The sequence below is a fragment of the Phormidium tenue FACHB-1050 genome (genome assembly GCF_014696925.1).
Lineage (GTDB): Bacteria > Cyanobacteriota > Cyanobacteriia > Pseudanabaenales > Pseudanabaenaceae > Pseudanabaena.
The window spans coordinates 190,673-210,036 of the sequence record NZ_JACJQY010000002.1; the positions used below are offsets into that span (position 1 = coordinate 190,673).

A 19,364-nucleotide genomic window follows, 5' to 3' on the forward strand; every position below is an offset into this window, starting at 1 on the left:
AGCAAGCACCAAAGTGGCGGCGCTTGCTGAACCAAATCATATCTTCATTATTTCCTCATTTTCTTTGTTGATAATGTTGAGACAGCCAATAGATAAACTTAGGAGCGAAGGATTGGGTGATCTCTAATACGTTTAGCATTTTGATAGGAGAGAACTTTGAAGATTTTACTGGTTGAAGATGATTTGCACTCAGCGGCAATACTCTTGCAACTACTGGCAGAATCTCATTACACCATTGATGCAGTAGCCGATGCAAAAACGGCTTGGCAATATGTGGAAACCTACGACTATGACTTGATCATTCTCGATGTGCCTGATAGTAATGGGCTGGGGCTATGTGCCAAGCTTCGCAATGAGGGCTATACCACTCCTGTGTTGTTACTGACGGCTAAGGATAGTACTAGCGATCGCGTGATGGGGTTAGAAGCAGGAGCCGATGACTATGTGGTGAAGCCCTATCACTTTCAGGAATTGGTGGCCAGAATTCGGGCGCTATTACGTCGCTACCATGAAGGCGATACACTCATTCAGGAATTCGGGTGGGAGGGCTTGCGGCTGGATCTCAAGACGAATACTGTTACTTATAAGCAACAACCTTTACGGTTAACTCAAAAGGAATATGGATTATTAGAAATATTTCTTAGACATCCACAACAGATATTTAGCCGTAGTGCTTTGATTGATCAGGTATGGTCGGCGGGAGAGTTTCCCAGTGAGGAAGCCGTAACTACGCATATTAAGGGATTACGCCAGAAGTTGAAGGCGGCGGGATTGCAGACAGATCCCATAGAGACTTTATATGGATTGGGTTATCGGCTCAAATCGGCTCCTGTACAAGCAAACGCTGAGCCTGTGGTGATCAGTCCTCTAGCTGACAAACCTGTAATTAACAAAGACATTTCGCCACTCGATAAGGCGCGAATACAGGAAGTGATTGCGGTTATGGCTCAGAAATTAATCGCGAGTTTGCCAGAAACGATCGCTATGTTCCGACAGGTAGCGATCGCTTTAGCGCAGGACGAGTTGGGTTCGGATCTGCGTTATGAAGGATATATGCAAGCACATCGACTGATTGGCTCTTTGGGTTCATTAGGATTTCCTGAAGGATCAGCGATCGCCCGTCAGCTTGAAGTGATGCTACATCGAGATTTTTCTTTGTCTATCTTTGATGCGGAGTTGCTACAGCAATTGGTTACCAAGCTCGAAGAGGTTACCCTAAATCCTTCACCACCAATCGCTGCGGAGCCAACCATACTCCTATCCAATTATTCACCATTACCTCTATTATTAATCGTTGATGATGATGTTCGATTTATACAGGAGATTCAACTAGAGGCGGGAACTTGGGGAATGCGGGTACAAGCAGCGGTTGATCTGAAAACTGCTAGAGAGAAAATTGCGAAGGAAGTACCTGATGTAATTCTGTTAGATATTATGTTTCCTGATTCTAGTGAGAACGGGCTGAGTTTTTTAGATGAACTGGCTCAGAGAGAGACGCAAATTCCGACGGTGATGATGACTGCTGCGAGTGGATTGAGCGATCGCGTGATGGCAGCACGTAAGGGCAGTTGCTCATTTATTGAGAAACCTGCTTCTACAGAAAAAATCCTGAGTACGGTGTCGCAGGTCTTATCTCAACGGCATATGGGTCGCCCCAAGGTGATGATTGTTGATGACGACCCAAATTCGCTCAAAGTCTTGCGACAACTACTAAAACGTTATGATGTTAAGGTGACGACTTTGCAGGATTCTAAGCAGTTTTGGCAAGTTTTAGAGTCAACTTGTCCTGATCTGTTAATTTTAGATTTTCTCATGCCTTACTATAGTGGGCTTGATTTGTGCCAAGCAGTGCGAACGTCTTCTCGCTGGCATGATTTACCAATCGTTTTTTTATCGGCTCAGAGCGATCGCGAAACAATTCGGCAATTATTTATCGCGGGTGCTGATGATTATCTGAATAAGCCAATTGCTGAGAGTGATGTATATACACGCATTCTCAGTCGTTTAGCTCGGAGTCGCCTGTAGGTAAAGATCAGATTGCGACATCAGATTGTCCTCATTTTTATATTTTATGATCAACGAATTATAGTCAGAGGTAGCTTTATGGCTCAACCTATAGAGACAGTTACTAATACCAAAACCATCCTGTTAATTGATGATGATGAGATGAGTCGCTGGTTGGTGCAGTTATGTTTAGAAAATTTTGTTAATTGGCAAATAAAAGTTGCGATCTCAGGTAAAGCAGGGATATCGGCGATCGCTAAGGCGAAACCCGATGCGATTTTATTAGATATTATGATGCGAGATATGGATGGGTTTACTTTTATGGAAAAATTAAGAGCTGATAGACTAATCCCATATATCCCTATAGTTGCGCTGACATCCTGTACTAACAGGTTTAACTATCAGACATTTATCGATTTTGGATGCCAAGGTGTAATTAGTAAACCCTTCAATCCACTCACCCTTGGTTCAAAAATTTCTCAGATATTAGGTTGGTCATGAATACATTTTTACAGCAGCTCGCTCATAATTTCGATGAATCTGAAGCGGTTAATCTGACTAACTGCGATCGCGAGCCGATTCATATTCCTAGCTTGATTCAGCCCCACGGACTATTGATGATACTTACCGAGCCAGATTTGCGGATCGCTCAGGTGAGCGCCAATGCCCTTGAGGTTTTAGGAATAGCGACCGATGATTTACTCGATCGCCCCTTAGCAGAATTTGCAGGCGACGAACTGATTAAATCAATTCAAGCTTGTCTCGAACACAATTTTGAATATCCCAATCCTCTACGAGTTGAGTTTGACGATTTGGGCGATCGCTTACCTCTGGTTTTTAATGGCATTGTGCATCGCGCCCCCACAAATGAAATTGTCTTAGAATTAGAACCTTGCGAACCATCGGCGGGAAGTGATTTTTTTCAGTTCTATCACCAAATCAAACATAATCTTGCCAAAATCCAGACTGCAAAAGACTTAAGCGCATTATGCGATCTAGTAGTACAGGAAGTACAAGCCATAACAGGATTTGATCGCGTGATGATCTACCGCTTTAGTGAGCAGGGGGATGGAACTGTGATTGCTGAAGTTAAACAGCCTGATCTAGAGGCTTTTCTAGGACTACGATATCCTGACACAGACATTCCGAAACAGGCGAAACATCTCTACACCCTCAACTGGTTGCGCTTAATTCCAGATGTAAATTATCAACCCATAGGTTTAGTTAGTCATGAAACGGAATCACCCATTCAAAAAGCTCCCCTTGACATGAGTTACTGTGCCTTGCGATCGGTTTCACCAATCCATCTTGAATATCTGCAAAATATGGGGGTGACAGCTTCAATGTCTATTTCTCTAATTCAAAACAAAAAATTGTGGGGATTGATCGCCTGTCACCATTACACGCCTAAATTTATTCCCTATGGGACTCGGACTATCTGTGAATTTTTGGGACAGTTGATGTCAACGGAGTTAGCCAATAAAGAAGCTAACGAAAATCTGGATTACAAACTCCAACTCAAAACAATTCAAGGTCAGTTTGTAGAACGTTTGACCAAAGCCACGGGATTTGTGGATGAACTCGACCATGATCACGAAGCGTTATTGAGTCTTACGGCTGCTCAAGGTGCGGCTATTTGCGATGGCGATCGCCTGATTTTGATTGGTGAAACTCCTGATGAGCTAGCCGTGAAATCTTTGCTAACTTGGCTAGAGGCTCACTTAGAGCAGGATCTTTTTGTTACCGATGCTTTGCCCAGTATCTATGCTGAGGCGTTGGAATATCAAACGATCGCTAGTGGCTTAATGGCGATCGCCATTTCCAAAATCCAGCACCGCTATGTTCTTTGGTTCCGTCCTGAGCAATTGCAAACTGTGACTTGGGCAGGCGATCGCGATAAACCGACCCAAATAGCTGAGGATGGTAGTATTCGTCTCCTTCCGCGTCAATCTTTTGCAGCTTGGAAAGAAATCGTAAGCGGCAAGTCTAACCCTTGGTTGTCCTGTGAAGTAGACAGCGCGATCGAACTACGACAGGCGATCGTTGATATTGTCTTGCGACAAGCCAATGAACTCGCCAAGATCAACGCAGATTTGGCGCGTAGTAACAGCGAACTTGATGCTTTTGCCTACATCGCTTCCCATGATTTAAAGGAACCTTTGCGCGGAATTCATAACTATGCCACTTTTTTGTTAGAAGACTATGGCGAAATTCTTCAGAGTGATGGAGCCGACAAGCTGCATACATTGGTAAAACTGACTACACGGATGGAAGCATTGATTGAATCTTTGCTGAAATTCTCACGGTTAAGCCGTCAGGATTTACAAATGGAACCCCTTGATCTCAATCTCTTATTGCAAAATGTGAGAGAACTATTTGCGATGAATCCACAATGGCAAAACTGCAAGATTCAAATCCCGCGATCGCTACCGATGGTAATGGGCGATCGCCTTTTAATCGAAGAGATTTTTATTAATTTAATTACCAATGCCTTTAAATACAATGAAAATCCTGAAAAATTGGTAGAAATTGACTGGCTTACGGAGCAGCCGAAATCGCCTTTCGTAACGATCTACGTGCGTGATAATGGCATTGGCATTCGCGAGAAGCATTTGGAATCAATCTTTCAAATCTTCAAACGGTTGAATTCACCTAACAAATATGGCGGTGGTACGGGCGCGGGGCTAACCATTGTCCGAAAGATTGTGGAAAGGCACAAAGGTAATATTCAAGTACAATCTAACTACGGACAAGGAACCACCGTTTCTTTTACGCTACCTGCAAGTGATTCAAGTTTTCAATGAATAATCTCTTAACCTCTCCTTGGGATGACCTCACCCATCCCATCATTCTCATCGTTGAAGATAGCGATGAAGACTTCTATATGTTTATGAGAGCTACCCAAAATCTCGATGCATTAGAGCGATCGCTTTATCGGTTTTTACGATTTGACAATGGTGATGAGGTTCTTGACTATCTATTTCGACGAGGTGAATATCAAAACCTCAAGGCTCCTTTACCCGTTGCTATGCTGCTCGATCTCAACTTACCAGGAACCGATGGTCGAGACATTATTCAGCAAGTAAAGCAAACTACCCATTTACAAACTCTGCCAATTATCGTTTTGACCACATCCAGCAGTCAACGCGATATTCAAACCTGTTACGAGAACGGAACCAACAGCTATACACTCAAACCGATGGGCGTTACCGCTATGCAACAAACTATTCAGATCCTGTTTCAGCATTGGTTTCAAGTTGCGGTGCTACCTAGCTACGGACAGTTCCCCACCTGAAATCCCGCGTGAAATCTTATGATCTCGACATCATCTCCCTTAGACTCCGCCATTAGCATTTTGATTGTCGATGATTCGGCAGAAGATCGCGCTACTTACATTCGCTATCTGCGATCGGATACTCGCCACTATACTTTTTTGGAAGCTGAAACCCTAGAGGAAGGTATAGATTTATGGCGATCGCAACATCCCGATATTGTCCTCATTGATTATTTTCTGCCCGATGGTGAGGGTTGGGAGTTGTTAGCTGCAATGGGCGAAGGTGAGCTTATACCAAAGCTAGCGGCGATCGTCTTAACTGGGAATAATGGCGATGAACAGAAGATCCTCCAAACAATGCGGTTGGGAGCTGCCGACTATCTGGTTAAGGGAGAAGTTACTGCCATATCCCTATGTACCCGTGTTGGGCAGGTGGGCGATCACATCATGCTTACCCGTCAACTCAAGCGATCGCAAAATCAGGAACTTTTAGTTGCCAAAATATCGCTACATATTCGGCAATATCTTGGTTTGGAAGAAATTCTCTATGAGATTGTGCAGGAAGTCCGCAATTTTTTCAAGGCCGATCGCACCGTTGTTTATCAGTTCAATCCTGATTTCAGTGGCTTGGTGGTAGCTGAGTCGGTCTTTCCACCTTGGGAAACCTGTTTGCATCGACAACTCAGTGATGAATATTTTCCTGAAAATGTAGGAGGAGAATATCGTCAAGGAAGAGTCTTTGTGGCTCCTGATGTATATCAGGCAAATCTTAGTGAATGTCATTTGCAAATGCTAGCTAGCTTTCCCACAAGGGCAAGCCTAATCGTACCGATCCTTCGCCCCAATGACAAAGGTAATCCGCTGTGGGGTTTGCTCTGTACCTATCAATGTTTTGAGCCTCGTGTTTGGCAAGAGTCAGATATTCGCTTACTTCAGCAATTATCCGTACAGTTAGCGATCGCCATCCAACAAGCAGAACTCTATCGCGATGTCCAAACCAGCAATACCGAATTAGAAAATCGGGTTACAGAGCGCACTGCCGAACTTTTTAAACGTCAACAGGAATTTGTTGCCCTTGTTGAAAATTCTCCTAACGTGATCTTGCGCCTCGATCGCCAAATGCGTCACCTCTATATCAATCCAGTTGCTGAAGCGAGATCGGGCGTTCCTGTGTCTGCCTTTTTAGGTAAAACATTCCGTGAATTGGGATTGCCCAAAAAAAATGTGGATATGGCGGAAGCTGTTTTCAAAGAGTTATTGGCAACAGGTCAAAATCAACGGTATGAAATTGAATTTCCATCACCCACAGGATTTGCCTATTACCAAGTAGAAAACATTCCTGAATATGATCTTGATGGTGAAATTGCCACCGTACTGATGGTATATACCGACATTACCGCCAATAAAATTAATGAAATTGCACTCACCGAAGCAAACCGCCGTTGGCAATCCCTATTAGATAATGTGCGCCTCATTGTGGTGGGACTAAACTCTGAGGGCATCGTGGAATATGTGAATCCATTTTTTCTAGATTCCGCAGGTTATCAGTTAGAAGAAGTCATCGGCAAAAATTGGTTTTCTTACTTTTTACCCCACACTGAACAAGAGGCAGTAGAATCGGCTTTTTTCGGCTCACCCATCAGTTCCGATAACTTCTATAAATATTATCAAAACTCCATTGTCACCAAAACAGGTGAAGAAAGAATAATCGCTTGGAACAATACGCTCCTTCACAATCAAAATGAGGAAATTATTGGCTCAATGAGCATTGGTGAAGATATTACCGAAAAGTTAAAGGTTGAGCGCATCAAAGATGAATTTATTTCCATTGTTAGCCATGAACTACGTACACCCTTAACATCAATTCGGGGCGCATTAGGACTGCTTGCCTCAGGTGTATTAGCCAACAAACCCGAAGTTGCTAAGAATATGATCGATATTGCGGCGAACGACATTGAGAGGTTAGTCCGTCTGGTCAATGATATTTTGGACTTAGAGCGCTTAGAATCCAATAGAGTAAACCTTGATCGCCAATGGCACGATACGGCAGATCTATGTCGCCAAGCCGTTGAAACCATGAAAGAGATCGCCACCGCAAGCCAAATCCAAATCTTAGCTGAGTGTAAATCCTTTCAAATTTTTGCTGATAGCGATCGCCTTGTTCAGACCCTAGTTAATTTACTAAGTAATGCGATTAAGTTCTCACCACCACAAAGCCAAGTTGAAATCCAAATAGAATCTCTTGCGGAGGAAATTATGTTTCATATCAGCGATCGAGGTCGGGGCATACCCGAAAAGTATATAGAAAGCATTTTTGGGCGTTTTAACCAAGTCGATGCTTCTGATTCTCGACAGATGGGAGGCACAGGTTTAGGTTTAGCCATCTGTCAAAGTATTGTGCAGCAACATGGAGGCAAAATATGGGTTAAAAGTAAATTGTCAGAAGGAAGTACGTTCTCATTCACAATTCCCCACCAAAGAAAATAATAAATATGAGCAAATCGATTTTATTGATTGATGACGAACCAAATCTGGCTCAAGTCATAGCGGTTTGTTTAGAAAGCTTTAAAGGATGGAAAGTCCAAATCGCAAACTCTGGCAAAGCAGGGCTTAGCATTGTCGAATCCCTCAAGCCCGACGCAATTCTCCTTGATGTGATGATGCCTGAAATGGATGGCATTACTGTCTTTCAGCATCTCCAACAAAATCTCATTACACAAAATATTCCTGTAATTCTTTTGACAGCCAAAGTCCAAGCAAGCGATCGCGCCAGATTTGCTCAACTAGATATCGCAGGTACGATCTCCAAACCCTTTGAGCCACTCCAAATTGCCGATCAAATTGCCCAGCTTTTAAAGTGGTAATTGCTGAAATAAAGAGCCAGATTTTCTGTGGCGCGGCTACGCCGCGCCACAGAAAATCTTAAATCTCATCTCCCTCAGATTATCCTCACTTTTATTCCCTACAATCAATTTAACTTGTACATTAGAAGCCAAATTGTGCTTCAAAGCCCCAATGGAAAATATATCTAGAAAAACAGTTTTATTAATAGATGATGAGGAATATATTTGCGAAATCGTCGGGCTATGTCTAGAAATGTTCGGTGACTGGCAACCAGTAGCCGTCCCTTGCTGCGAAGAAGGTTTAGCCGCCGTTGAAAACATCAGACCTGATGCAATTTTGCTAGATATGATCATGCCAAACATGGATGGATTTGCTTTTCTTAAAACTTTGCAAGCTAATCCTGAATTTGCCGATATTCCCGTTGTCTTGCTAACTAGTCGCGTTGACCTCACCGAATCTCAAAAAATTGCTCAGTTAGGAGTCAAAGGCGCGATCGCTAAACCCTTCAATCCTGTTCAAATTGTTCCTCAAATTAAACGTATTTTGGATTGGTAATCATAATGAGAGATGACGCTCTGCGCCACCTCTCATTATGATTACCAGACTGACGATAGTTACACTTTAATTACTGATTTTTTCTTGTTTCGCCAAGTACTGATTAATGGGAGCATAACCCTCTAGATAACCGCTACATCCTTTAATACCAAAACACAAAAAGGCTACGCCATTTTGTGTTTTTAAAACCCTTACTGGATTTGGTTTTCAATTCACAAAAGTGTGGCAACACTTTCGTGAATTGGTATAAAGAGAACTGGCGTACAAGGGAGGAATTATGGGAAACTCAGAACATCTTGCAATACTCAAACAAGGAGTAGCCAGTTGGAATAGATGGCGATTAGAAAATTCTGAGATTATTCCTAATCTGAGTGGTACTAACTTGAGACGAGCCAATCTCCGCGAAGCAAATTTGAGTGGAGTAAATTTGCGTTGGGCAAATCTAAGTAACGCTAACTTATTAGGTGCAAATCTGAGTGGATCTGATCTAGTAAAAGCAAATTTGCGAGAAGCTGATTTGTATAAGGCAAATCTCAAAGATGCAGAGGTAAATGGAGCCTATTTGAGTAAGGCTCATCTACGAGAAGCCTCTTTGCAAAGATGTGACCTAAGTCTGGCAAATCTTCAAGGAGCCGATTTGACTAGAGCCTATTTTAATGGCGCAAACTTGAGTGGTGCAGACTTAGATGAAAGTGACTTGAGTAACGCTAGTTTAAGTGAGACAAACTTAAGTAATGCAATTTTAAGTAATGTCAATCTGACCAATGCCGATCTTCGTCGTAGTGATTTGACCAATGCAAATCTAGAATTTGCCGATCTCAGTAATACCAACCTATCAGACTCAAAACTATGTGCTGCAAATTTAAGTAATGCTAATTTGCAAGAATGCGACTTGAGTAATGCTGCTATTAATCAAGCTAATTTAAGTTATGCCAATTTATGTGATGCAATTATCAGCAATGCCAATCTAAGTAACACGAATTTAAGTCACACTAATCTCAAAAATGCGATTTTGAGTAATGCGATTTTAAGTAATGCTGACTTGAGTGATAGTAACTTAGAAGATGCAATTTTAAGTGATGCAATTTTAAGTAATGCTAATTTGAATGGAGCAATTCTCACAGGAGCGCAACTCATTTCAGCGAAATTAGATGCTGCTTTTTTGATTGGCACTAATTTAGTCAAAGCAAATTTGAGACTGGCTAATCTTAATGGAGTGAGTTTGTCTGAAGCAAATCTATTCGGAACAATTATGCCCGATGGTTCTGTACATAATCATTAATAAAGGCGATGGTGCTTCGCACCATCGCCTTTATTAGTGATTAATCCTTTGGTTTGCCAGCAACATCGCCATCGCCGTCAATGTCACGCCCAGTCAAACTTTCTAGAGCATCAACTGCCTTACCAGCAGAATCTTTAGCCATTGCACCGACATCTGTATTCAGCACATCGGAAACCTTTTTGGCATTTTCTTCACCAATAGCGCCTTCAACCTTGTCCTTGAGGCCTTCAGCTACTTCCCCAGCCTTTTGCTGTAAGCCACTTACAAATCCACCAATTCCAGATTTTTGTTCTTCGCTCATTTTCACTAACTCTGTAAAGAGTTTAAGTTGATTTACCCTAGCATTATAGTCATGTAAGTCTAAAAATTTATGTTTTTTGCAACACTATGTAAAAATGTATGGCGTGAAAAGTTTACAGAGCGAACTTTTCACGCCCCTTGGGGTTTAATATGCACCCTTGCCAAATAAAATTAAACGTAGAGTTTCAATCAATATTTCTAAATCGAAGTTTAATGACCAGCGATCTATATAAAAAAGATCTAACTTTGCCACATCATCAATAGTGTCTAAATCCGATCGCCCCGAAATTTGCCACAACCCCGTAATCCCTGGCATAACTAGATGGCGCGTATGATGCCAATTGGTAAATCTCGCCACATCGCGCACGGGCAAAGGTCTAGGACCAACAAGACTCATTTGTCCAAGTAAAACATTAAATAGTTGTGGAAGCTCATCAAGACTAGTACAACGCAAAAAATGACCAATTGGAATAATGCGTGGATCGCGTTCGATTTTGAACATGACACCATCGGAACTTTTATTGAGATGCTCTAATTCAGTTTGTCGGCGATCAGCATCCATAAACATGCTGCGAAATTTCCACATACGGAATGATTGTCCATGCAGTCCCACTCGATCTTGAGTATAAAATACACTCCCTTTGGAACTAGTTTTAATGGCGATCGCTATCCCCATAAATACAGGCGATAGGACAATCAAACCGATAAAAGCAGACACCATATCCAAGCAGCGCTTAAAGATATATTCCCAATTTGCCAGCAGTGACGACTCAATCCGAATCATCGGCATTGATGCAAAAATCTCTGGAGTACCACGCCGATGGAGCAGCATTAAGCTGGATGGAATTAACCTTAGCCCTATTCCTGCGTTGCGAAGTTGCCAATACAATTGAGAAGCTAGTTGAGTTTCGGGCAATCCTTCTGCAATTACTTCTTTTGCTCCAGAATTAATAATGCATTGCATGGAGTGTGAGGTATTAGCGAGGGAAGATGTAAGCACCCCAACCACTTTGTAGCCTGTTCTTTTTTCGATAATGTTGGCTAGGTAAGATAGGCGATCGCTTGGAGCAATGATAAATACAGGCGTGTGAATTCTGGCGATCGGAAACTGATCAAAAATCAAAGTCAAGAGCAATCGTAATCCGATAATCATGATCACACTACCAATCCAAGCTGGGAAAAACAGCGATCGCGGGGCATCCACTGTAGGGTCGTGAAAATAACTGATCACCAAGGAAGCCATGTAAACGCCGCTAATAACTTGCGCTTGTTTTACATAGTTACGCCATTGGGACTCACCCCGATAGAAGTTGTGATAAGCAAATCCCGTGACGATCGCCGCCGCAAAAGCCCAAAATAATCCTGTTAATCCTGCAAATTCTCCCCAATTAAGTTCTGGCGGCAAAGGTGAAAAGCCTTGATTAAGGTTCCAAGATACTCTCCAAGCTATACCTAAACCTAAGATATCGCTAGCAATTAGTAATAGCGATCGAAACCAATTGAACTCGACCATAGACCATTTGATCTGATTGCCAGCCCGAATGTCATGTTTTTTGACATGCTTATCGGGTTGCTTCTTAGTTGGTTGGCGATCGCTACTCACTCTCATATCCCTCTTCTGTTCTTAACCTGATTGTGCATCACAAATTTTTCTTATTAAGTCTCAGTTAATTTATCTTGCCCAAACTCGGAATTAGTTAAGACATCTACAGAAATTACGCAAGGGGTGAGAGTAGGGGCAATTCATGAATTGCCCCTACTCTCACCCCTTGCATATTAAGACAAAATCCAAGAACCCAAAAGATGAATGGCGGCGCTTCGCGCCGCCATTCATCTTTTGGAGGCTTGAAAAATTCGGCGTAAGTGTTGGAGGCAAAACAAAATTACAAAACAGGGATTATTGATCAAATAACGCTGCCATAAACGCATCGGCTCTTGGCTAAAGCGATACAACCACTCCAAGCCGATCGCCATCATCCAACGTGGAGATTGTGAAACCTTGCCACTATGAAAATCAAAGGCTGCACCAACCCCAATCATCACAGCTGACAATCGATTTTGGGCTTGGCTCATCCAAAGTTCCTGTTTAGGGCAACCAAGCGCAATGAATACAACTTTTGCCCCCGATTTTGCAATAAGTTGCATATCTTCATCTAATTGTGATTCAAAATCAGAAGCATTAATCTCAAAATATGGTGGCGCGTGTTTACCTGCGATCGCCAAATCTGGAAAGCGTGATTTTAAGTTCTGCTCTAATTTGTTAAGTGTTTCAACCGTTGCGCCAAATAAATAAATAGGAATATTTTCCTGTGCTGCGCGATCGCACATCGCCAGCATCAGATCTGGCCCATAAACTCGCTGTTGATCTTTAGCACCTAGCGATCGCAAACCCCATACAAGGGGCATTCCGTCAGGAGTGACGATTTCCGCATTAGCCAATACTTGGCGATAGGACTGGTTCCAGTAAGCTGTCATTACCACATGGACGTTAGCCGCCACGATATAACCAGATTTATTTTGCTGAGCAAGAAGTGCAATGCGATCGCAAGTATCGGCATAACTGGTCGTGTCAATTCCCACATCAATAATCGATATACGCTGGCTCATAGGTGAATGAATGTAATTGGTTGCAAGCCTAAATTTGTAACGTGTAGCAAAATAAGTTTTGTTTAGGACATAAAACCCAAGGAGCGAGTGGCGGCACTTCTTGCCGCCACTCGCTCCTTGGGTTTTAGCTGTAGTTTTTTAATTATGCCCCGATACTTATAACAAAAATAGAAACCCCACAACAACTAACAAGCTAAAAATAATTTGATTAAACATTGGCTGTGGAATCCATCGATTTACTTTGCCACCAATGTAAACTCCTAAAAAAATACTTGGTAAAGACCATAAAAATAAATTCCAAACTGTGGGAGTCCATAGCCCGACGATACCATGCCCTGCAATTGTGGCAACCCCTGAAAATAGAAAATAGCATTGCATCGTTGCTCGAAAATAGTCAGGTCGCCAACGGCGCAAAGTTCCATAAATGGCTATTGGGGGACCATTAGTGTTGTATGCACCTCCGAGAATACCTGCGATAAATCCAAAGATAAACGCATATTTTTCATTCTGGAGGCGAGGCATTCTTGGCGTAACAAGGTTACCCATCCCATAAAGGATTAGCAGCAACCCAAGAATTACTTTAACTAATCGTTCAGGAGCATAATTGAGAAGTAATAGTCCAAAGGGAACGCCGATAATCGTCGCAATAATCAACCTCCAAGCTGATTTAAAGTCAACGGATTTAGGATCACTGATCAGGATCGTGAGACTAATCATGAATCCCATAAAAGCAACGACTGGAGAAGCAGTCTGGAGGCTCATAATTAGTCCCAGCAATGGCATAGCAAGTAAAGCATCGCCAAACCCCACAGCAGAACGGACAAATGTACAAGCAAAAAGAATAAAAGCTGTCAAAACTGTCAGGGTTGGTGATGTCATGAATTCACTATTCTGCAATAGGTAAGAATAAGCATCGCTCATTCTTATCATTTAATAAAATATCTTGACTAATCCATAGCTAAATATAGAGATAAACAACCAAGAACCTGCACCTAAATATAAAGGTTTAAGTCCAGTTTCACGAAGCTGTTGTAACTTTGTTTCTAAACCCATTGCTGCCATTGAGATTGTCAATAAGAACTTATTGATTTGCTCGATCGCATTTTTAAGCTCAGCTGGGAAAATATTTAGGCTATTGAGGATAATCAATAGAATGAAATAAAAAATAAACCAAGGAATTGCGATCGCAGTTGGTGATAGATGATTATAGTTTTGCTTACTCTGGGAATATAGATAACTAATGCCAAGAATGACAGGTGCTAACCACAATACTCGTGATAATTTAGTAATACTCGCTAGTTCACCACTAATTGGACTGACTTGGTAACCTGCCGCCAAGACCTGCGCCACCTCATGTATTGAAGCTCCACACCAAATACCAAAGGTTTCAGGGGTCAGACTGAGCAAAGTTGGTAATAATGGATAGAGGAACATTGACAGAGTTCCAAATATGGTGACGATTGCTACGGCATAGGTGGTATCGCGATCGGAACTATGAGTAGCGCTACTAGTGGCAACCACGGCAGAAGCTCCACAAATGGAAGTCCCTGATGCGATCAAATAGGTTAAGTTCTTGCTAACTCCTAATTGTTTTCCTAGCCAGTAGGTAAAGCCAAAGGTGCTAAATAATGTAAATATAATCAATCCAATTCCTTTGACTCCGATTGCCAAGACCTGCACAAAGCTGAGTTGCATTCCTAAGAGAATAATTGCAAATCGCAAAATCCGCTTCATGGAGAAGGTTACGCCCACTTGGCAATAAGCTGGCATTCCGATGATGTTGCGGAATAGAATGCCAAGCATAATCGCGATAATCAATGGACTAAACAGAGCAAATATTGGTAGATTTCGCAATAAATAGGCTATTCCCGCTAAAGCGATTGTTAGGTAAAGTCCATAGATATGTTGAGATAACCATTTCCAAACTTGAGAAGGTGAAGATGTATTCATCATTTTTCTCTAAAATATTGATGCTATTGCTGGAATGGAATATGTCAGTTCCATTCCAGCAATCAAAAAATCTTAAATATTTCAATTAGATCAATCAATTTAAGAGCAATTTATGAATTGCTCTTAAATTGCCATAAGGTTGTTAAGATGATTTTGCGTAATTCCTAATTCAGTTATAAAAGCCTTCACTCCTAGTCCGTCTCCAACAGGATCGGAAAAATTTGCATATTTTAAGGTGTTGATTTGGCTTGACTTTTTTCTATGGACAAAATGAAAGAAGCTAGAGGTAATGACAAATATAACTTAGGAAAACTGAACAATTTCAAGAAGGTGTTCGATGGGCTTACTTTCTGCAAAACTATTGTCAAGTGCGATCGCAATTTTGGTAAACACCTCTGCAACTGCCGAATGAGGATCGCTAAGAGTAAGCGGAGTGCCGATATCGCCACCTGTGCAGATTTTTGCATCAATGGGAACCTGTCCTAATAAGGGTGCTTGTAGTTCATCAGCAAGTTGTTGACCACCACCACTGCCAAAAATTGGATTTGGTGTTCCACAATGTCCACAGAGTAGGTAACTCATATTCTCGATAATACCGAGAACGGGAATGCCCACCCGACGGAACATGTGAATGCTGCGACGGACATCAGCAACAGCGACTTGCTGCGGAGTCGTGACCAAAATCACGCCACAGATCGGACTCTCTTGCACAATCGTAATTTGAGCATCACCCGTGCCAGGGGGCAAATCAATCAAGAGATAGTCCAAGTCTCCCCATTCCACTTCTTGAATGAATTGGGTGATGATCTTATGGAGTACTGGTCCCCGCCATGCAAGGGGATGATCGGGCGCGGCAAGTAACCCTACTGACATTACCTTAATCCCATGCGCTTCAAGAGGGATAAAGCGTTGACCTGTAGGTGTGTCCATCACCTTTACATCCTCTTGAGCTAGTCCTAGCATCTGCGGCACATTGGGTCCATAGACATCAGCATCTAGTAAACCCACCTTGTTACCTTGCGATCGCAAAGCGGCGGCTAAATTTACGGCTGTTGTCGATTTGCCTACGCCACCCTTACCACTGGACACGGCGATCGTGGTACGAACTCCTGCGATCGTGCAAACCTCCACATAGGACTTTTTGCACCAATCTAGAGAGGATGACAAAAGCTCCATGATTTGAGCTTTGAGAGCAAATTGATGTTTACCCACATAGAGGCGCAGGTACACATAGTCATCAACAATTCGCAGATTTCGCACCATGCCCAAACTGACAATATCCATGTTCAGAATTGGCTCGATTACCGTTTTGAGCAGAGATTTTACCGCTAGCTCCTTGACCTCAACTTGAGGATCGGTCGGTGTTGGTACAGGGTGTTCTGCTCTTTGGAAGGGGGAAGCATGGTTAGGCATTGGAAGTCTCTTGAATGCTATCTTGGATGCTTTGAATGGCGCGTTGGGCAAAGATACACACATCGCGATCAGGGTCATCAAGGGCTTGCTGTAAAGGTGTAAGCGCCACAGGATTATTTAAAATCCGCAACGCAATTACACCTTCACGGCGCACATCTGAATATTCATCGGTTAGAGCTTTGATAAATAGAGGCAAGGTGCGCTCGGCGGCGATTTTTTGTAAAGCTTGGAGGCTAAACTTGCGGACTTGCCAATGCTGATCTTCGGCGGACTTTTCCAAAGCGGCGATCGCATCGGGATGAGCATGGGTAGTTAGAGACTTTGCCACATTGCGGCGTACTTCCCAATCTGGATCATCGGTAACAGCTTTGCAGAGAATGGGTACAACTTCGGCATCCGCTAAATGCCCAAGGGTTAGAGCCGCCGCCCGACGGACTGTTGCTTCAGGATCGGACATCAACGCGAGGGCAGGCTCACAGCGCTCCACCTGATTTAAGTATCTGAGGGTGGTGATGGCTGCTTCCCGTAATTCTGGCAAGGTTGAGTCAAAGAATGGCATCACATAGGGTAAGCACTGAGCATCATGAATCTTCCGCAATAGAAACAGAATATTCAGTTGAAGATTGATGTCATCGCGCAATAGTGCATCTAGCAATAGCAACAGATGATCGGGCGCAACCAATTCTCCTAAAGCAGATCTTGCTTCTTCGCGAATATCTTCTACTGGTGAGGCAAGACATTCGACTAGTGCTGGTACTGCCGCAGGGTTAGCGAGTTCCCATAAGGTGGTAACTGCCAACTTTTGGACGAGGGGGCTTTCATCCTTGACGGCTTCAAGTAACGGCGCGAAGATTTCTTCATCACCGATATGTTGTAAGCTTTTAACTGCTACGAGGCGATCATCCACATTCGGCGATCGCAACATTTCTAACCATTGATCCATTTCACTATCCATGATGCGTGCCTCCCTTAGCGTAATAAGAATGGAATTTGGACGGTGATCGCATTGGTTGGACATTCCTTTTCGCAAGGAAGACAAAACCAACACTCATCGTATTTCATATAGGCTTTACCCGTTTCAGGGTTTTTCGCCAATACATCAAGGGGGCAAACTTCAATACAAGCCACACACTTTTCCAAGCATTTAGACTCATCGACGATTACAGGTACGTCAACTCGTTGAGTGGTTAAAGCCATAATGATTTCTGATACTCCAAACTTTGCATATTGTGAACAAACCTTTGTGGATAAGGCTGAGATGTAATTTTAATTATGATTTTAATTAACGCACAGCCACATCATAAACTTCTGTTTCAACATTCACATCTACAATGTAAGGCTCAATCGGACGCTTGAATAGCACCATCTGATCAGATTCATCCTTTTTGAGATGCACATGGCAGAACCATTCTTCATTATTCTTTTCAGGATAATCGACGCGATAGTGATACAGACCCCAGCGGCTTTCTTTGCGAAAGAGTGACGCTCTCGCAGCCATTTCTGCACAATCGCGAATGAAGTGAACCTCCATGCAACGCATCAGTTCGTGGGGATCTTGTGCGCCCATTTGATCGAGGCTAGAGTGGTAATTCACGAAGTTGCTCAAGCCAATTTCCATGCGGTTAGCCGACTTGGGGGGCTGGAGATAGTCATTGACCAAGCGGCGCAACTTGTACTCAACTTGAGTATGGGGAATACCATTAGGGCGATCGAGTGGCGCATAGATGCGGGCTTTCTCATTTGCTACAAATTCAGGATCGGGATCGAGATGTTCTAAACCTTGGACATATTCCACGGCGTTCTCACCAGCGATGCGCCCAAAGACAAAGGCTCCAATCATGTAGTTATGGGGAACACTTGCCATGTCACCAGCAGCATACAGCCCTTTAATGGAGGTTTCAGCTTTCTCATTGACCCATACGCCCGATGCGCTGTGACCACTACAGAGACCAATTTCGGAAATGTTCATTTCCACGCCCTTGGTGCGATAGTTCTCGCCGCGCCCTTGGTGGAATCTACCACGGCTAGGACGTTCATTTGCCCAGAGAATTGATTCGATTTCCGCGATCGTATTCTCGTCCAAGTGCGTCATTTTAAGCTGAATTGGACCTTTGCCAGAGTTCAATTCTTTCCAAACCTCTAGCATCATTTGTCCACTCCAATAGTCACAGCTAATGAAGCGGTTGCCTTCTGCGTTGGCAGTGTAACCACCAAAGGGACTAGCAACATAGGCACAGGCGGGTCCATTGTAATCCTTCATTAAAGGATTGATTTGAAAGCACTCAATGTTACTCAGTTCTGCACCTGCATGGTATGCCATCGAGTAGCCATCACCTGCATTGGTTGGGTTTTCGTAGGTTCCATAGAGATAACCAGAGGCAGGTAGACCCAATCTGCCACAGGCTCCTGTGCAGAGAATCACAGCTTTAGCTTGGATGACTACAAAATCACCATTGCGAACATCAAAACCAATTGCCCCGATCGCTCGACCATCTTTAACCAATACACGGGTTGCCATGACCCGATTGGTCACTCTTGCCTTATGGCGTTTGACCTGACGCGCCAAAATCGTTTTGAGATCCTTACCCTCTGGCATTGGCAATACATATTTACCAACTCGGTGTACCTGTTTGAGGTCGTAATCTCCCTGCGTATCCTTTTGAAACTTTACGCCCCATTGCTCAAGTTCTTGAATCACCGAAAAGCCGAGTTTACCAGTCTGATAGACAGCATTTTGGTTGAGAATGCCATCATTGGCGATCGTGATTTCACGGACGTATTGCTCTGGAGTGGAATTTCCGGGGATAACTGCCGTATTAACACCATCCATACCCATGGCGATCGCGCCGCTACGACGAATATTGGCTTTCTCTAGCACCAGAACATCGCCATCTGGATTGGCTTGTTTGGCTTTGATGGCTGCCATCGTTCCTGCTGTACCACCACCAATCACCAAAACATCTGTCTTGAGCCATTGAGTATTCAATTTGAAATCCTCCTCGTTTCTAAAGAAAGTCGAACCTGAATCATGGGAAAAATCACTTGAATATTTGTTCATAAAATGTTGCTAACAATACAGACAAAATGACTGCAAGCGAATTTTAGAGAACTATGTTCATTGAGATCTATTTAATC

17 protein-coding genes are annotated in these 19,364 nt (G+C 43.0%); 8 read left to right on the forward strand and 9 right to left on the reverse strand.

Annotated elements, in window-relative coordinates; genetic code table 11:
- The first annotated feature begins 156 nt into the window (after window positions 1-156).
- The 8 genes from H6G05_RS02265 to H6G05_RS02300 all read left to right on the forward strand — a co-directional run bounded on the left by H6G05_RS02265 (window position 157) and on the right by H6G05_RS02300 (window position 9,959).
- On the forward strand, window positions 157-2,025 hold the full coding sequence (locus H6G05_RS02265) for a response regulator (protein WP_190575958.1): 1,869 nt from the start codon (window positions 157-159) through the stop codon (window positions 2,023-2,025).
- A 78-nt stretch (window positions 2,026-2,103) separates the two neighbouring features.
- Window positions 2,104-2,505, forward strand: a complete 402-nt coding sequence (locus tag H6G05_RS02270; protein ID WP_190575960.1) for a response regulator — start codon at window positions 2,104-2,106, stop codon at window positions 2,503-2,505.
- Window positions 2,502-4,808 carry an ATP-binding protein gene (locus tag H6G05_RS02275; protein ID WP_190575961.1) on the forward strand — a complete coding sequence of 769 codons (2,307 nt, stop codon included), beginning with the start codon at window positions 2,502-2,504 and terminating at the stop codon, window positions 4,806-4,808. The genes H6G05_RS02270 and H6G05_RS02275 overlap by 4 nt, the downstream gene beginning before the upstream one ends.
- Complete coding sequence (locus tag H6G05_RS02280; RefSeq protein WP_190575962.1) at window positions 4,805-5,299, forward strand: response regulator; 495 nt, start codon at window positions 4,805-4,807, stop codon at window positions 5,297-5,299. The genes H6G05_RS02275 and H6G05_RS02280 overlap by 4 nt, the downstream gene beginning before the upstream one ends.
- A gap of 18 nt (window positions 5,300-5,317) precedes the next feature.
- Entirely contained in the window at window positions 5,318-7,765 is a 2,448-nt protein-coding gene (locus H6G05_RS02285) for an ATP-binding protein (protein ID WP_190575963.1), read from the forward strand.
- Between the two features lie 5 nt (window positions 7,766-7,770).
- Entirely contained in the window at window positions 7,771-8,142 is a 372-nt protein-coding gene (locus H6G05_RS02290) for a response regulator (protein WP_190575964.1), read from the forward strand.
- A 151-nt stretch (window positions 8,143-8,293) separates the two neighbouring features.
- Window positions 8,294-8,677, forward strand: a complete 384-nt coding sequence (locus tag H6G05_RS02295; protein WP_190575965.1) for a response regulator — start codon at window positions 8,294-8,296, stop codon at window positions 8,675-8,677.
- A 277-nt stretch (window positions 8,678-8,954) separates the two neighbouring features.
- The gene (locus H6G05_RS02300; RefSeq protein WP_190575967.1) at window positions 8,955-9,959 is read left to right on the forward strand and encodes a pentapeptide repeat-containing protein; all 1,005 of its coding nucleotides are present in this window, start codon (window positions 8,955-8,957) and stop codon (window positions 9,957-9,959) included.
- Between the two features lie 40 nt (window positions 9,960-9,999).
- Here H6G05_RS02300 and H6G05_RS02305 read toward each other — a convergent pair whose 3' ends face one another.
- From H6G05_RS02305 to H6G05_RS02345, 9 genes are all read right to left on the reverse strand, one after another.
- On the reverse strand, window positions 10,000-10,260 hold the full coding sequence (locus tag H6G05_RS02305) for a hypothetical protein (protein WP_190575969.1): 261 nt from the start codon (window positions 10,258-10,260) through the stop codon (window positions 10,000-10,002).
- A gap of 144 nt (window positions 10,261-10,404) precedes the next feature.
- Window positions 10,405-11,868: a sugar transferase gene (locus H6G05_RS02310; RefSeq protein WP_190575971.1), complete on the reverse strand. Its 1,464-nt coding sequence runs from the start codon at window positions 11,866-11,868 to the stop codon at window positions 10,405-10,407.
- Window positions 11,869-12,089: 221 nt separating this feature from the next.
- Window positions 12,090-12,866 carry a WecB/TagA/CpsF family glycosyltransferase gene (locus H6G05_RS02315; RefSeq protein WP_190575972.1) on the reverse strand — a complete coding sequence of 259 codons (777 nt, stop codon included), beginning with the start codon at window positions 12,864-12,866 and terminating at the stop codon, window positions 12,090-12,092.
- Window positions 12,867-13,022: 156 nt separating this feature from the next.
- Window positions 13,023-13,745, reverse strand: coding sequence for a sulfite exporter TauE/SafE family protein (locus tag H6G05_RS02320; RefSeq protein ID WP_190575974.1), 723 nt, complete (start codon window positions 13,743-13,745; stop codon window positions 13,023-13,025).
- A 51-nt stretch (window positions 13,746-13,796) separates the two neighbouring features.
- Window positions 13,797-14,819, reverse strand: a complete 1,023-nt coding sequence (locus H6G05_RS02325; RefSeq protein WP_242025188.1) for a YeiH family protein — start codon at window positions 14,817-14,819, stop codon at window positions 13,797-13,799.
- Window positions 14,820-15,119: 300 nt separating this feature from the next.
- A complete protein-coding gene (locus H6G05_RS02330) occupies window positions 15,120-16,229 on the reverse strand; it encodes an Mrp/NBP35 family ATP-binding protein (RefSeq protein WP_190575976.1) in 1,110 nt (369 codons plus the stop codon).
- The gene (locus tag H6G05_RS02335; protein ID WP_190575978.1) at window positions 16,222-17,184 is read right to left on the reverse strand and encodes a HEAT repeat domain-containing protein; all 963 of its coding nucleotides are present in this window, start codon (window positions 17,182-17,184) and stop codon (window positions 16,222-16,224) included. The genes H6G05_RS02330 and H6G05_RS02335 overlap by 8 nt, the downstream gene beginning before the upstream one ends.
- A gap of 14 nt (window positions 17,185-17,198) precedes the next feature.
- The gene (locus H6G05_RS02340; RefSeq protein ID WP_036011745.1) at window positions 17,199-17,426 is read right to left on the reverse strand and encodes a 4Fe-4S dicluster domain-containing protein; all 228 of its coding nucleotides are present in this window, start codon (window positions 17,424-17,426) and stop codon (window positions 17,199-17,201) included.
- A gap of 85 nt (window positions 17,427-17,511) precedes the next feature.
- Window positions 17,512-19,287: a fumarate reductase/succinate dehydrogenase flavoprotein subunit gene (locus tag H6G05_RS02345; RefSeq protein WP_242025189.1), complete on the reverse strand. Its 1,776-nt coding sequence runs from the start codon at window positions 19,285-19,287 to the stop codon at window positions 17,512-17,514.
- Between the last annotated feature and the right edge of the window lie 77 nt (window positions 19,288-19,364).